The organism is Arachidicoccus ginsenosidivorans (assembly GCF_007971385.1).
GTDB lineage: Bacteria > Bacteroidota > Bacteroidia > Chitinophagales > Chitinophagaceae > Arachidicoccus > Arachidicoccus ginsenosidivorans.
Window position 1 is genome coordinate 3,618,578 of sequence record NZ_CP042434.1, and the last position, 15,496, is coordinate 3,634,073.

Below are 15,496 nucleotides of genomic sequence, written 5' to 3' on the forward strand. Positions count from 1 at the left end.
CCATTAGAATTGGGACAGAAGGGTATTTTTTGGTCGTGCAGAAATTTTATAATATTAACAAGTTCTGGTTCGTGATATTATTCAATTAAGCGCACAAAATTGAAAAAGCCTTATCTATCAGGGATGCTCCATCATTGTTGGCAAAACAATTAAGTACCTTTCATCAATAAATCAATCAATGATTCATTCAATTAATAAATTTCATTCCATTATCATGAAGAAGTTAGTATTGCTAAGTTGTGTTTTTTATTTTATGATTACTTCTATTTACGCACAACATAACAACAATGAACCGTATCGGCCAGTATTTCATTTTACGCCAAAAAGTGGTTGGATGAATGATCCAAACGGCATGGTTTATTATAATGGTATTTATCATTTGTTTTTTCAATATAATCCTGACAGCACGGTTTGGGGGCCTATGCATTGGGGGCATGCGGTGAGTAAGGATCTTGTTCACTGGAAAGAATTACCCATTGCATTGTATCCTGATTCTTTGGGCACCATATTTTCCGGAAGTGCAGTTATTGATGTTAATAATACGGCAGGATTCGGCTCTGATGCAATGGTGGCTATTTTTACGCAACACAACCCCGAATTGGAAAAGAACGGTTCTGACAAGTTCCAGAATCAAAGTATTGCATTTAGTTTGAATGGGGGAAAAAGTTGGACAAAGTATAAAGGCAACCCTGTCATTAAAAATCCTGGCATCAGAGATTTCAGAGATCCCAAAGTATCCTGGTATGCGCCAGCGAAAAAATGGATAATGACACTGGCGACATTGGATCATATCACATTTTACGCGTCAACTGATTTGAAGCATTGGCAAAAGGAAAGTACTTTTGGTAAGGGGTCAGGTGCCCATGGTGGTGTATGGGAATGCCCAGATCTATTTCCCTTAACTTATAAGGGCAGGCAAGTCTGGGTACTGATTGTGAATGTGAATCCAGGTGGTCCCAATGGTGGTTCTGCCACCCAGTATTTTACAGGAACTTTTGATGGACATCAATTTAAGGCGGATGATTTACAAACCAAATGGTTAGATTACGGTCCAGATGAGTATGCAGGGGTAACCTGGTCAAATACAGGGGAGACAAAATTGTTTATTGGCTGGATGAGTAATTGGGAATATGCACAGGTTGTGCCTACGAAATCATGGAGAAGTGCTACTACCACACCAAGGGAACTGTCATTGGAAAGGATTGATAATCAATATTTGATTGCATCCAAACCCGTAAAAGCCATTGATGACTTAAAAGGTCAGACAAAAATATTAACGAATCTGGTTGTTAATGGTTCTCTGGACTTAACCCAAAGCGCCAAAATGGACAAAGGTATATTTCAACTTGATCTGAAGGCCATCAAACCAGCGGATTTTGCAATTGAGTTATCAAATGATCAGGGTGATATGGTTGCCATAGGTTATGATAAATCTCGAAATGTGTATTATATTGACCGAACTCAATCCGGTTTAACCGCTTTCAGTAAAAACTTTGCCGGTAAGCATACTGCTCCACGCTTTGCTAAAAATGATATAATTAATCTAAAACTCCTTGTCGATAAGGCGTCTGTAGAATTATTTGCAGATGATGGGCTGACAACCATGACCAGCATTATTTTTCCACATGCACCTTTAAATAAAATTAAAATAAATACGACTCAAAAAAATCTGGCCATTAAAAAGGTGAAGTTGAAAAGACTTGAGTAAGAATTTGAATGTTTTTTGCAATTGAGGAAAAAGATTTTGTGGAGACTAAGAGCGTTGGTCAATTGGGATATAAAATGAATCAGCGTTCTTATTATTTGCCAATGTTGCCAAGGGAGCCTGCTCTTTTGTAGTGATCAGAAGCAATACCGAGGACAAACCTGTCTAACCTCTGTCATATAATTAGCCATATTTTTGGATCAATTCCTTTAAACTGCCAACAGAGGCAACGCCGGACTGCCGCCATAATACTTTGCCCGCTTTAAAAAGAATGAGTGTCGGGACGCTGGATACCTGATAGGCCGCAGCAGCCTGGGTATTTTTATCCACATCCACCTTAATGATACTAGCCTGATCGCCGATTTGTTGTTTTAAATCGGCCAATATGGGCGCCATCGCCTTACATGGGCCGCACCAGGTAGCATGAAAATCAACAAGAACAGGTTTATCGCTATGGATGATTTGTTGGAATGTCATAGGTCTAAATTTTATTATTTCAATTTCAATTACCGCAAATACCAAGCCTATCAAATAAATATTTACTCCTTGAGAAAGACGATTTTTTCCTCAATATCGCCGGCTACTTTACCGGCAAAATCTACCAGATCCTGATATTGTTTTGCTTTGATAATATCTTGATTAATGACTAACTGACTGATAATAGTCAGTTTTCTACTAGTCGCGTCATAGCTGTACTGACTGCTATACTGTCCAAAATCAAATGATTGCTTGCTGGGATCCGGGATGGATTCTGGATGTAGCCCCTGATCTAGGAGGTAAACTGTCGTGTCCCGCATGGTATAGGGAAAGGGAAAATAGTAGTCAGCAGACCGGGTACTGTCCTGATCGGGTGTGTGAATAAATCTACTAAAGGGCCTTGAACTGACAAATAACTTGTTGCCCGAGGTAAAATCAGGATAATGATCGTATTTAAGCAACAAATCGAAGCAGTAAGGCCCGGGTTGTTTGGGTTGTTCATTAATCTGGATGGAATCAGTAGATTTTAAGCCCATATAATCACTTATAAAATCTTTTTTGTCCCGATCAGGCTGCTGGTAAAATCCATACAAAAACAGATCTTTATAAGCACCCATGCCGGCAAAACTGGTTTGCTGAATCGCAGATCCATCACTATGTAACTGGATCTGATCACTGATATTCAGGATATTTTGTTTAAAGGTGGAAGGTGGTGCCTGTATGAGTTTGCCACCAGCGGGTGTCAATAGCAGTGCGTAATTGCCTGCAGTTTCATAACCCAAGGTGCCAAAATCCAGCAATTTGCTGGTACATTCCAGCCAGGTGGTGTCATTATTGCCGTTTAAATGTGGGATGCAAAGCACCTCGTGATTAAAATAATTGCCCGGAAAATCAGGCTCAACCGGCCAATTGGGCCGGTCTGCATTGATCAGTGCCGGGAAACTTTCAATGCCTACTGCTCCAAGGGCGGCCTGCATAAAATGACTGAGTGCTTTACAATCTCCATATTTTTTGGTGCTGACAAAAGCAGCTGGAAGTGGCTTCCAGCTGCCAATGCCCAGCTGTATACTTACATAACGCATATTGCGCTGCAGATAATCATAAATAATGCGTGCTTTGGCTTCTGGCGAGGAGCCGCCTGCTGTCAGCGACTGATAAAAGGCAATTTGATCCGGTTTTAAGGCGGCGTCCTTTTTATTGAGTGCCACCACCCAATCCCCAAAATGTGCCCAGCTATCCATTTTACCTGCATAATCATCCATACTAAACTTATCGGCGGCCATCAGCACCATGGGTAAATATTGAAAAGCGGGACCGGAGGCGTGTTCCAGGGTTATGGCAGTTAAATTCCGTACTTCCCAATGATAGGTGGTTAAAGCGCCTGCTGAGGTTTTACTTGGCTTTATTTTCGTATTGATGTTTTTATAACGGAACCCTAAGGCAGTTGGTATACTGATCTGGTAACTGCTTTTTTCCACGGATTGATCTTCGGACTGCATATCAAAAACAGGATATTGCAAGATCCCTTTGTATTTGACTTTATAATCAAATTCAACAGTTACAGGATAGGAGGGCGGGCTGACTTTAAAGTAGGTAAAACTACCATCATCTACCAATTCTGCACCAAAACTAGTACTCATCAGATCCTTTTTGTCGTAATGCTGGATCAACACCCCTTCCTTATTATACACTTTGATGTGGGCATCCGTCAGACTTCTGAAACTAGAATTATAGGAAGTGAAGGTTAAATTGTCGTCTGCTTTCTTATTCAGCACGGTATAGACCTCATGATAATGCGCTGTAGCGTTTTGCGGGTCTTTTACCTGTATTTCAGTCGTATATAGCCTGACCACACTATTGGCATCAGTCAGCAGGCTATCGGTAATGGCAGAGACGGGGTATTGATTAGCTTGGGCCTTTACCTGCACACTAAACGCAGGTGAAGTCATAAAAATGGCACAAAGCAGGCCTGAGGGAGATAAATGGATATGCATAACGCAGCCGGGTTTTAACTAATTGGAATTTAAAGAGTTCGTTGCTATATTTAAAAATGCAAATAGCTTTTGGCAGTCACCTATTATTAGGATACCATTTATCCAACCGGTAACTGCCTTTGCTGCTTTGCTTACATTTTTTGAGTACGATTCTCTCTGATAACAGTTCATACATCTTTTTATAATAAGCCTTAATGTCCTCATATTCCCTGACGGTATATTCCGGGCGTAAGTGCTGGATGCGCAACTGGAAGGCCAGTTGGGTATCAGAGGATTTCTGGAAAATCCGCTTAAAGAGTATGGAACTATCGCCTAGGTGCATTTTCATGGATTTAGGTAAGGATTCCACGGTGTATCCCTGGGGCAGATTAATATAGCCAGTTACCTGTAAATCCTGCAGGTAGCCAAAATTGATATTGGTCTGCCTTTTATCTGCCGTAAAAGGATTGTCACCCAGCCCCATGAAAAGATCATAGGGGATCAAAGTGTATTTTCCCGATCTTTTCGCCTTACCACTACAACCTATCTTTACATCGAGTGGCTTTTGCCATTCAGCTTCATTTTGCACCGCCAGGGAGTCTATATTTAAAATGATATCGCCTTTTAAAGTAAGGCGATCTTTCAGCTGTTTTTTGCGGTAATCATTTAATCTAAGATTGCGGGCATAATCACTGTAGGCAGCTCTGCCTATGCCAGAGAGGTTACCCTCATTATCCAGATTCAGTGAAACGGTAATAAAAGATCTTTCTTTTTTCGTATCGTCATAGATGGTCAGCCAGCCTGAGCGTTTTTTGTCGATAATAAACCCATAAGTATATTGAACATCATAAGGTACAAGGTCATATGGATTGTACTTGTCTGATGCATTCATGACCAGATAAGTGGAGTCCAGCTTGACAGCGGCCATTGTGGCATTGAACTGCCTTAAGTTAGGATAACCTTTCTGGACGCTACCATTGTCCCTGGTACTGACCAGGATAGGATAGGCTTCAATATCATTGTCTCTGAGCAAATCAATCAAGATCATATTGATGTCCGCCGAGTTTCCCTGCTTTTTAGCCCAGGCATCTTTAATGCCCTCATCGGAAGAGAAAATTTCATTATCGCCATTCCAGGCCATATATTGTTGCACAAACTGATAGATAGCAATCAGCTTGTCCTTTTTTGTGGTACAACTGGCAAGCGCGGTATTTAGGGAATCCGTTCCCTTGATATTTCTTCTAAGTTGCTGCCCAAAATAGGCATTGTCCTGCAGGTCAGTAGCTATATTGGCCCATGTGGTGCCTACATTTATGGAGGCCTGGCCGGGCGGATTGATCCGGGTCAGGTGAAAATCTACCCGTTGAATAAAGTCATTGGTGCCGGCCATATAGGGCTCATCATGAATGCCCGGGATATTGCTCATGGAATAAAAGGCGCCGTTAACGGAGCCGTCCGCCTTGACTTCCATAGGTTGACGTCGTACGACAGCGTAGGTAAAATCAAAATATTCAGGGATGAGCAGATGGCAGCAGCTATATAAGGTAGGATAGCTATGCTGGAATCGCCAGGGTGCAATACCTCCGATGGTCCGTCTGTAAACCCGGTATTTATACTCATAGACGCTGCCAACCTTTACTTCAGGCAAGGCAAAGCTGAGTTCTGAATACTCACCGTCTATTTTTTTGCGGAAGGCCTCGTTACCTTTCATTTTTGTTGTAATAATCTTGCCGTCCGCACCTGTATTATATACATATCCTTCAACACCGTTAATATCTTCAAATCCATCTTTACTATAATAGGTAAGCTTAACATTGGCATTTTCCACACCGGAGGTTTTCAGCACTTTGAAACGTCTGCGGATATAAGTTTCCAGCATGGGTACAGAGCCGTTCAGGTTAAATTGCACCGTACTTTCTTCAAATAGGCAAACGATATCAGCTCCTGGATCAAAATCGCAGTCTTTAAAGGCCATTTCCTCACCGGCGCTATGACCGAACTTGGTTAATTTTTTTTGCCCATAACTGCATAGGGTGGTCGCAAGCAGACAGAGCAGGAGCAATGGTTTTCTCATATTTAAATTTTTAATACTTGTTAGTCCTTTGTAAGCAATAACAAAACTACATAAAAATAATTGTGAATAATTATTTTTTTTTGCATTTACTTAGCGTTTGATTGAAGACAGCCCAAAAAGCCATCAAGAGGATAGAAAAATGCCCCAATGTTAAATTTATTACCTATTTTTTTCCTTTAAAAATTTCTAAACCCTTACCTTTGCCAAAAATTGAAAATAGCGGTGTTTTACCGCCTGGTTTCACAGCATTTTTATTAAAAAAAGACACATTAATTCTTTGTCATTTATGGCTAACAAAGGTAAAATTAAACAAATCATCGGTGCGGTCGTAGACGTACATTTCCCTGATAATCAGCAACTGCCTGAGATCTACAATGCGTTGGAACTTCTAAAGGATAACGGCGAAAAGCTGGTTCTGGAAGTACAGCAGCATCTGGGAGAAGACAGTGTAAGAACCATCTCAATGGAAGGTACAGAAGGACTGGTACGTGGTACTGAGGTCGTTGATACCGGTCGTCCCATCACCATGCCAGTAGGGGAAGGCATCAATGGTCGTTTGTTTAATGTAACCGGTGATGCCATTGACGGTCTGCCTCAGATCGACAAAACCGGTGGTCGTCCCATTCATAACGTACCGCCTGCTTTTGAAAATCTGAATACTTCTACAGAAATTTTATTTACAGGTATCAAAGTAATTGATCTGATTGAGCCTTATGCAAAAGGGGGAAAGATTGGACTATTCGGTGGTGCCGGTGTAGGTAAGACCGTACTGATTCAGGAATTGATCAACAATATTGCAAAAGGCCATGGTGGTCTGTCTGTATTTGCCGGTGTGGGTGAAAGAACCCGTGAAGGGAATGACCTGCTTCGTGAAATGATCGAAGCTGGTATCATGAAATACGGTGAAAAATTCAAGCATTCCATGGAAGAAGGCGGATGGGACCTGAATACCGTTGATATGGAAGGTTTGAAAGATTCAAAGGCAACCTTTGTGTTCGGTCAGATGAACGAACCTCCCGGAGCCCGTGCCCGTGTTGCCTTGAGTGGTTTGACCATCGCTGAATATTTCCGTGACGGAGATGGCACAGGTAAAGGTAGAGATATCCTGTTTTTCGTGGATAATATCTTCCGTTTCACACAGGCCGGTTCTGAAGTATCCGCCTTGTTAGGTCGTATGCCATCAGCGGTAGGTTATCAACCAACCCTTGCCACAGAAATGGGGCTAATGCAGGAAAGAATTACTTCTACAAAAAATGGGTCTATTACCTCGGTTCAGGCAGTATACGTGCCTGCGGATGACTTGACGGATCCAGCACCTGCAACCACCTTTGCGCACCTGGATGCTACTACCGTATTATCCCGTAAAATTGCTGACTTAGGTATCTATCCTGCGGTTGACCCGCTGGATTCTACTTCAAGAATCTTAACACCTGCTATTGTAGGTGATAAGCACTATGCAACTGCTGACCGTGTTAAACTGATCTTACAGCGTTATAAAGAATTACAAGATATCATTGCCATCCTGGGTATGGATGAATTGAGTGATGAAGATAAACTGACTGTATCCAGAGCACGTAAAGTACAGCGTTTCCTTTCTCAACCATTCCATGTTGCAGAACAGTTTACCGGTCTGAAAGGCGTATTCGTCAGCATTGAAGATACCATCCGCGGTTTCAATTCAATTATGGATGGGGAAGTGGATGAATATCCGGAAGCAGCCTTCAACCTGGTTGGTACATTGGAAGATGCAATTGAAAAAGGTAAAAAACTATTGGCACAGGCCCAGGGTTAATAATACCCTAGGCCGGGACAGGACGCCAGCCCCAAAGGCTGTATTTAACTGTTTGCTGATAGGATTGATTACCTGATAAAATTGATATTCATGCTTTTAGAAATATTAACACCGGAAAGAAGAATCTATAGTGGCGATGTATATGGCGTTCAATTGCCTGGCATCAGTGGCTTGTTTGAAGTGCTGAATCGACATGCACCTATGGTCAGTGCCCTGGCCAAAGGCCAGATTAAGGTCTTGGTCAATGCAAAAGGCACCAACAATCAGCAGTTCTCCATTGAAGGAGGATTCGTTGAAATCCTGGACAATAAGGCAACGGTATTAGTGGAAGGCGCAACTGAAGTACTGTAGCAAAGTCTCAAAGTAACCCGGCACTTATCTGCTGAATGCCTTTTTAATAAGCTTTATAAAAAATAGGAACCTTTATTTTTTCAAAAAATTAAGGTTCCTAATTTTTTGTGCCGGTTTGTAGCAGATCTCCTCCTGTTTATCCCAACTGGTTTCTTATAAGGTCATTGACAATGGGGCGGTAAATTTCTCCGATGGGGAGTTCAGTGCCATCTAATAGGGTCAGTTCATTTTTTTTCATGCGCCGGATTTGACGGGTAGCGATGATATAGGATTTATGGATCCGCATAAACGCCGGTGCAGGTAAATAGGCTTCAATGGATTTCATGGTGGCTCTGGTGAGCAAAGGCTGAGGCTGACTGGTTAAATGTATATTGATATAAGACCTGAGTCCTTCAATATAAATGATATCTTCCAGGGTTACTTTCTCCAGACTATATCCGATGTTGACAAACAAATAATCAACAGCTGCCATAGCGGGCGTCTGCTCAGAGGGTTTTTGTGACAATACCTGATCCGGGTTTATTGGGCGGCTCATGGACTTTTTTAGTTGAAAAAGCTCATTAGCTTTGTTGCAGGCTTTGATAAAGCGGTCCATACCGACCGGCTTTACCAGATAGTCGACTACATCTAAATCGTAGCTTTGGAGCGCATATTGTTTGTAGGCGGTGATCAAAATAACGATGGGCCGACTGATCAGCCCCTCAATAAACTGCAGTCCGGTAAGCCCCGGCATCTGGATGTCGGTAAAAATCAAATCAATTGATTCCCGTTGCATAATCTCAATGGCCTTAAAGGGATCGCCACAGGAGGCCACCAGTTCCAAAAAGGGCACTTTGCTGATATTATCTACCAATAGGCTCAGCGCTAAGGGTTCATCATCAATTGCAAGGCATCTCATCATAATTATGATTTAGCGGGATATAATGCTAATTCCAGGTGTACCGTAAAGGTATCCTGGTCCCGGTGAATAAAAAAACTGCTCTTATCCTGGTAAAGAAGTTCTATTCTTCTTTGAACGTTGGATAAACCTATGCCAGATACCCGGTCCTTGATTTCCGTACTTGCCGGGTCGTACCCATTACTGATATTAAAGGTTAACCGCCCGTTTTGGGTAACCAGATGAATATCGATGGCCGGGTGTGCAAGATAACCTGTCCCGTGTTTAAAGGCATTTTCTACAAAAGGAATTAAGAGCATCGGCTCAATTTCTGCCCAGTTGTTTTCAAGTTGTATGTCTAGGTCTATTTTTATGCGATCTCCGAATCGTTGTTTTTGAAGTTCAATATAGGTTTTCAGGTAACTGACTTCAGTCGTAAGCAACACTTTTTCTTCTCGGGTGTCATAAAGCATATATTGTAGCAGGGAAGAAAGCTGAATAATCGTCGGTTCCGCCTGTTCGCTTTTCATGCGAATCAAAGCTGTTACGTTATTTAAAATATTAAAGATAAAATGTGGGCTGATCTGTGAACGTAAAAACGAAAGCTCAGTTTTAAGGTTTTCTTCCTTTTGTTGTTGCAAACGCTGTGCGGCGCGGGTTTTATCGCGCCAGATTTGCCACAGGGAGCTGGAAAGTATTGCCAGTATGAAAGGCGGCAAACTAAAGGTGATAGCCCGGATAATATTATAATGACGATCGTTAATGAAAGTTCTGAATAACAGATAATTAGCGCCCAGGGCAAACACAAATAATACCAGGATGCTGATTGAATAGGATGCCCACTTTTTTACAGTGGCTAACCTTGGAATCAAAAGGATACTATTCAGGTAAAAAATAACGATCCAAACCAGGTTATTAAAGATGGACATTTGCAAAAAAGCCAGACGTAAATTCTCTGATGGCGGACCGGGCATACGGTGGCGGTCACTGTTATATTGAATAAAGGGCAGTGATAAAATGGCGATCCACATAATGATATGCAGTAAGATAATCACCCGCTTGTCAGAAAAGTTGATACGCACTGCTTTTTGCATCAGAAAATGAAGATAACCATTTTTGTGCTTTACCTGATCATTATTAATGGATGGCCTGTCTGTTTTCATAAATTTTAAACTTTGTCTGCTAGGATGATCAGCCAACTTAACTCCAAACCCATCTTTTGCCATTTTATTATAATAGTTATTCATAACGCAAGGCTTCTATAGGATCAAGCCTGGCTGCCTTTTGCGCCGGATAATAGCCAAAGAATACCCCTGTGACCCCACAGACCAGAAAGGAGATGATAATAGAAGTCTCAGAGATCAGCACTGGCCAATGAGCCAGTTGGGTAATCAAAAATGAAGAGAGCAGGCCTAAGGCAACACCTATCAGCCCGCCTGTGATACTAATGATAATTGCCTCAATCAGAAACTGCATCAGTATATCTCTACCCCGGGCGCCAATAGCCATTCTAAGCCCGATTTCTTTGGTACGCTCTGTAACGGAGACATACATGATATTCATAATGCCAATACCACCAATAAAAAGAGAAATCCCTGCAATGGAGGTCAGTAGCACGGTCAGCATACTACTGGTGGCACTGATGGTGCTGATCAGCTCCGCCTGGGTTCTGACATTAAAATCATCTTCTTGTTGATCCGTGAGTTTATGATTGGCTCTTATGATGTCGGTGATCTGTTGCGTCGCAGAGTCGCTGGCAGATTCACTGATGGCAGAGACGTAAATCTGGTTCAGATAGACGGTGCTGGCCGTTATTCTGTTTTGTACGGTTGTATAGGGGGCAAGGATGATGTCATCCTGGTCCTGCCCAAAATTACTTTGTCCTTTTGGCACCAGTGTACCGATGATCTGAAACGGGGTTTTACCAAAACGAATATATTTACCAATAGGATCTACACCTTTTGCAAAAAGGTTATCAATAACCGTTTGGCCAAGCAGACAGACTTTGGCAGAGGTCAGTATATCCTTATCACTGAAATTAACACCGTTCTGCAAGGCAAATTGGCGGATATGCAGATAGTCCTGACTGACGCCATAGATTGTCGTAGGCCAGTTCATACCACCGTTAACGGCTTGTCCGCTGGCATTCACTACCGGAGAAATGCCGTCAATTTTAGTAGCGCCCTTTTTTATAGCATTCACATCCTTCATGGTAAGTGACTGGAAACTACTGCCCCCGATTCTGACCCCGCCCTCACGATTACTTTGGGGAAAAATAGTAATCATATTGGAACCCATGGTGGAAAGTGAGTTGCGGATACTTTGCTTAGAGCCTTGTCCGATGGCCATCATCGCAATCACAGCAGCGACACCTATGATGATGCCCAGCATGGTAAGAAAGGCCCTTAGCTTATTTCGCTGCAGGGCTCTTATTGCGAGTTTGATTAGATTTAATATAGCCATTGCTGTTGTATTTATATTTACGCTTATTTTATCACCTTGTCTGAACCCGTTATTTTTTTACTGAGAGACATCCTAAGCCAGTAAAAACAAGGCTGAGTTGCTGGACGCCGCTAAATAGAGTAACTATCTGATGCCGGTAATTCTTCTAGTGCCTGTTTGGCAGAGCGGACCTGTTCGTTTTTAATATCTTTTTGTACCAGCCCGTCTCTGAGCATAATGGTTCGACTGCTGAAGGCAGCAATATCCGGCTCATGAGTGACAAATACGATTGTTTTTCCTTCTTTATTCAACTCCTGCATGAGGGCCATGATTTCATAGGAGGTCCGGGTGTCCAGATTACCGGTTGCCTCATCTGCTAAAATCATAACCGGCTCGCCGACCAGGGCTCTGGCAATGGCTACACGTTGCTGTTGACCGCCGGAGAGTTGATTGGGCGTGTGGTCCAGACGGCCTTCCAGTTTTACTGCCTGTAAAGCCCTGATGGCTTTTTCTTTGCGCTGGGCAGCAGATATTTTTTATTATAGAATAAAGGCAACTCCACATTTTCCAGGGCAGAAGTCCTGGCCAGCAGATTATAGGATTGAAAAACAAAGCCGATTTTGGAATTTCGTACACCTGCCAACTCATTACGATCTAGTTTACCTACATCAAGGCCGTCTAGCAGATAAGTGCCGCTGGTAGGTTTATCCAGACAGCCCAGGATATTGAGCATGGTGGTTTTGCCCGACCCGCTACTACCCATAATGGTCACAAACTCCCCTGCTTGGATGGAAAAGGATACATCCTTTAAGGCGTGTACCGTTTCTCCACCCATCGCAAAGGATCTTTTTAAATGTTGGATGTTTAATATTTCGTTTGTCATTGGAATCATTTTGTTTCATCAAAGAAGTAATTGGCTGCCATTCACTTTTAAGGGTGCTTATTTCTTTTTAGTGTTTCTTTTGGGGCGATGAGGCATAAATGGGCTGGCACCCTCTGATGCGTTGGCTTCTTTTACGGTCGTCTCAGCTTCCGCTGTTACGACCTGATCTGCGGTAGCTAGTCCAGACAATACCTGGATCTTTGTATTATCATCCAGACCTACCGTGATCCTTTTTTGCACCAATTGGTTATCTTTTCTAATCCATACAAAACGTTCATTATCCTTTAAGGCAGAAGTGTCTGCAGCTTTTACCAGGCTGTAAGGGGCGTTTGGCGCGGGCACGGATGGTGAATAGGACGCCGCTTTTTCTGGTATCAGCAGGGCACTATCAGCTTCACTGGTATAGATTATGATGCTTGCTGTCATGCCTGGCTTTAGTTTTAGATCGTTATTCGGTGCATTGATAATAGTGGTATAAGTGACGACATTAGAAGAGGTAGTAGGGCTGAGTCTGATTTCCTGAACCCGGCCTTCAAAAGTTTGGCCTAAGAATGCATCGACAGTAAAAGTTACTCTTTCGCTGTCTTTTATATTACCCACGTCTGCTTCATCCACTGAGGCCTGCACCTGCATTTTTTTCAGATCTTTGGCGATGGTAAACAAAGTGGGTGTGCTAAAACTTGCTGCAACTGTCTGACCTTCGCTGACATTTCTGGAAAGCACTGTGCCATCAATAGGGGAATATATTTTGGATAAAGACAAATTCTTTTCCGCGGTAGCCAGACTCGCATTTTGTGTGCTCACGCTGGCCTTGGCCGAGTTGTAGGTATAGACCGCATTGTCGTAATCTGCCTGGCTGATGGCACCTACAGCAAAAAGCTGTTTTTGTCTGGATAAATTGCTGGTTTGATAGTTCAGATTGCTCTCGGCGGCTGCCAGATTGCCTTTTGCCTGATCCACAGATGCAATAAACAAAGACTGATCCAGAACTGCCAGTAGCTGTCCTTTTTTTACCACTGAATTATAATCTGCGTAAATCGCCTGAACGGTTCCTGATACCTGCGTACCCACAGCTACTGTATCTACTGGCTGAATCGTACCGGTAGCGGTGACCGTTTCTGCAATATGTCCTATGTAGGGATTTTCGGAGGTAAAAGTGGTCACCACCGGACTGGGTTTTAAAAAGAAAAACCAGCCCAGAAATGCCAATATAACGATGGCCAGTGTGATGATAATGGGTTTCTTTTTCATCCGTATTAATTTAGAAGTGATTGTTTTTTTTAATGAGTAACAACTGGGATTCCGGCATAAAAATTATAGATACGTGCCTGTAATGCTGCCGTATATTTTGCCTGTATAAAGTTTTGTTCCGCTTGAACGTACAGCGATTTTTGTTGCAGGTAATCTGCCGTCACATAATTACTGACTTTCATCTCTTCCCCTGCGACACGGAAGGCTTCTTTGGCATAGGTCAGTTGCTGCAATGCCGCTTCGTACTGACTTAAGGCATTATTGACATTAAGATAGGCCTGCTCCACTTGCTGGCTTAATTGCAATTTGGTATTTTCCAAAGAAAGCTGTGCTTGCCGGATGGCAATATCTGCCTTATCGGCATTGGTCCGGGTCTGTTTTCTATCAAAAATTGGAATGCTTAATGTCAGACCTAACTGCTGATATAAATTATTGTTGAGTTGTGGAAAGTATCCGCCAGTGGCAGTAGAACCGTAACTAGCGCCTACTGAACCGCCCAATGACAGTGTTGGTTTCAGGCCGGCTTTGATTTTAGCCAGTTCGGCCTGCTCAACTTCCACATTAATAGCACTGCTGGCCACTTCTGGACGGCTATTTAGTGCAGTGGCTTGTACTTCGCTCAGAGGCAGAAGAACAGGCACTTCTTGTAGGTTACTTGTGCTACTGATATTAAAGGGCGTAGAGGTAGGTAACTGCAGAATTTGCTTTAAGGTTAGTATATATTGCTTTTCGGTATTCTCAGCACTGACCAGTTGATATTTATCGGAAGCCAGTGTTGCTTGCAACTCTAGTACATTTTTTTTGGCAACCGTCCCTACTTTGAAGAATTGTTCACCCTGGTCTACCAGGGCACTAGTAGATTCTATTAAGCCCTTATAATAAGTAATGTTTTCTTTAGCCAGTAGTATATTTAAATAGGCCTGGGTGATGGACAGGGTAATGTCATTTTCTGTTGTCTGGATATCAAGGCCAGCTGCCTGCAGGCTTAATTTTTTGGATTCAATATCATTTTTCAAATATCCCCCCTGATACAAGGTCATATCACCAGAAATTCCATAGGATCCATTAACGCCTGTGCCGCTATGTAGGTGGGAGAGATCCTGTGAAAGGCTGGCACTGACAGATGGCAATCTATTGAATCTGGATTGATCTAAATCCTTGCCTGCACTTTCAGCGGTCAATTGCATGGATTGAATGGTGATGTTGTGCTCCCTTGCATACTGCAGGCAGGTTGTCAAATCCCAGATCGTTGAATCTGAATTAGAATGCTCGTTTGTTGGCATCTGCTGGACTGAAGAGGAAAAACTACTGTCCTTTTGTATTGGAGGGTACCCAGAAGCGTCGGCTACCTGTGCTCTGACACTTCCTGCTAAACCTATTAAAAGGCCTGCTAACAGTGCCAAAAAGGTACTGCGCCGATATCCCTGTGCAGGGTGTCTGGCAATCCGCAGACCGGAATTGATATTATATTGTTTTATTGCCATAGCCGTATTCTTTTACTTATGGAGTGTAAAATTAGCCCTAGGTTAAGGGGACAAATCCCGTTTTGTTACCAAACCGGTGAATCCTGCGACGAAAACTTATGTGTGTGAATTTTGAAGGATGTTTAATTGTCTGCTTGCCGGTTTTTGTGCATAATAATGCAGCTTACTGCTGAATTTAGACGGTGAT

At 42.6% G+C, this 15,496-nt stretch carries 13 protein-coding genes and 1 pseudogene; 3 read left to right on the forward strand and 11 right to left on the reverse strand.

Going from position 1 to position 15,496, the window contains the following annotated elements:
• Positions 1-214: 214 nt before the first annotated feature.
• Positions 215-1,708, forward strand: a complete 1,494-nt coding sequence (locus FSB73_RS14505) for a glycoside hydrolase family 32 protein (RefSeq protein ID WP_146783633.1) — start codon at positions 215-217, stop codon at positions 1,706-1,708.
• 180 nt (positions 1,709-1,888) lie between these two features.
• On the opposite strand, the gene trxA is transcribed toward FSB73_RS14505, so the two are convergent.
• From trxA to FSB73_RS14520, 3 genes are all read right to left on the reverse strand, one after another.
• On the reverse strand, positions 1,889-2,236 hold the full coding sequence (trxA, locus tag FSB73_RS14510; protein ID WP_317132797.1) for a thioredoxin: 348 nt from the start codon (positions 2,234-2,236) through the stop codon (positions 1,889-1,891).
• Positions 2,237-2,244: 8 nt separating this feature from the next.
• The gene (locus tag FSB73_RS14515; RefSeq protein WP_146783637.1) at positions 2,245-4,176 is read right to left on the reverse strand and encodes a DUF3857 domain-containing protein; all 1,932 of its coding nucleotides are present in this window, start codon (positions 4,174-4,176) and stop codon (positions 2,245-2,247) included.
• 76 nt (positions 4,177-4,252) lie between these two features.
• The gene (locus FSB73_RS14520) at positions 4,253-6,229 is read right to left on the reverse strand and encodes a DUF3857 domain-containing protein (RefSeq protein ID WP_146783640.1); all 1,977 of its coding nucleotides are present in this window, start codon (positions 6,227-6,229) and stop codon (positions 4,253-4,255) included.
• 286 nt (positions 6,230-6,515) lie between these two features.
• Between FSB73_RS14520 and atpD the strand changes: the two genes are divergently transcribed.
• Together atpD and atpC are read left to right on the forward strand one after the other, a co-directional pair.
• Positions 6,516-8,021: a F0F1 ATP synthase subunit beta gene (gene atpD / locus FSB73_RS14525; RefSeq protein WP_146783643.1), complete on the forward strand. Its 1,506-nt coding sequence runs from the start codon at positions 6,516-6,518 to the stop codon at positions 8,019-8,021.
• A 90-nt stretch (positions 8,022-8,111) separates the two neighbouring features.
• Complete coding sequence (gene atpC, locus FSB73_RS14530; protein WP_146783646.1) at positions 8,112-8,372, forward strand: ATP synthase F1 subunit epsilon; 261 nt, start codon at positions 8,112-8,114, stop codon at positions 8,370-8,372.
• 136 nt (positions 8,373-8,508) lie between these two features.
• On the opposite strand, the gene FSB73_RS14535 is transcribed toward atpC, so the two are convergent.
• From FSB73_RS14535 to FSB73_RS14560, 8 genes and pseudogenes are all read right to left on the reverse strand, one after another.
• The gene (locus FSB73_RS14535) at positions 8,509-9,273 is read right to left on the reverse strand and encodes a LytR/AlgR family response regulator transcription factor (RefSeq protein WP_146783648.1); all 765 of its coding nucleotides are present in this window, start codon (positions 9,271-9,273) and stop codon (positions 8,509-8,511) included.
• A gap of 2 nt (positions 9,274-9,275) precedes the next feature.
• Positions 9,276-10,412: a sensor histidine kinase gene (locus FSB73_RS14540; protein ID WP_158639565.1), complete on the reverse strand. Its 1,137-nt coding sequence runs from the start codon at positions 10,410-10,412 to the stop codon at positions 9,276-9,278.
• Between the two features lie 76 nt (positions 10,413-10,488).
• Positions 10,489-11,712: an ABC transporter permease gene (locus tag FSB73_RS14545; RefSeq protein ID WP_146783654.1), complete on the reverse strand. Its 1,224-nt coding sequence runs from the start codon at positions 11,710-11,712 to the stop codon at positions 10,489-10,491.
• 110 nt (positions 11,713-11,822) lie between these two features.
• The gene (locus FSB73_RS27265) at positions 11,823-12,077 is read right to left on the reverse strand and encodes a hypothetical protein (RefSeq protein ID WP_317132798.1); all 255 of its coding nucleotides are present in this window, start codon (positions 12,075-12,077) and stop codon (positions 11,823-11,825) included.
• A 36-nt stretch (positions 12,078-12,113) separates the two neighbouring features.
• Positions 12,114-12,224: pseudogene (locus FSB73_RS27270) on the reverse strand (ABC transporter ATP-binding protein); the annotation flags it as partial.
• A complete protein-coding gene (locus FSB73_RS27275; RefSeq protein ID WP_317132799.1) occupies positions 12,173-12,574 on the reverse strand; it encodes an ABC transporter ATP-binding protein in 402 nt (133 codons plus the stop codon). The gene FSB73_RS27275 and the pseudogene FSB73_RS27270, both read right to left, overlap by 52 nt.
• Before the next feature lie 57 nt (positions 12,575-12,631).
• Entirely contained in the window at positions 12,632-13,825 is a 1,194-nt protein-coding gene (locus FSB73_RS14555; RefSeq protein ID WP_146783657.1) for an efflux RND transporter periplasmic adaptor subunit, read from the reverse strand.
• A gap of 29 nt (positions 13,826-13,854) precedes the next feature.
• A complete protein-coding gene (locus tag FSB73_RS14560; RefSeq protein WP_146783660.1) occupies positions 13,855-15,309 on the reverse strand; it encodes a TolC family protein in 1,455 nt (484 codons plus the stop codon).
• Positions 15,310-15,496 lie beyond the last annotated feature (187 nt).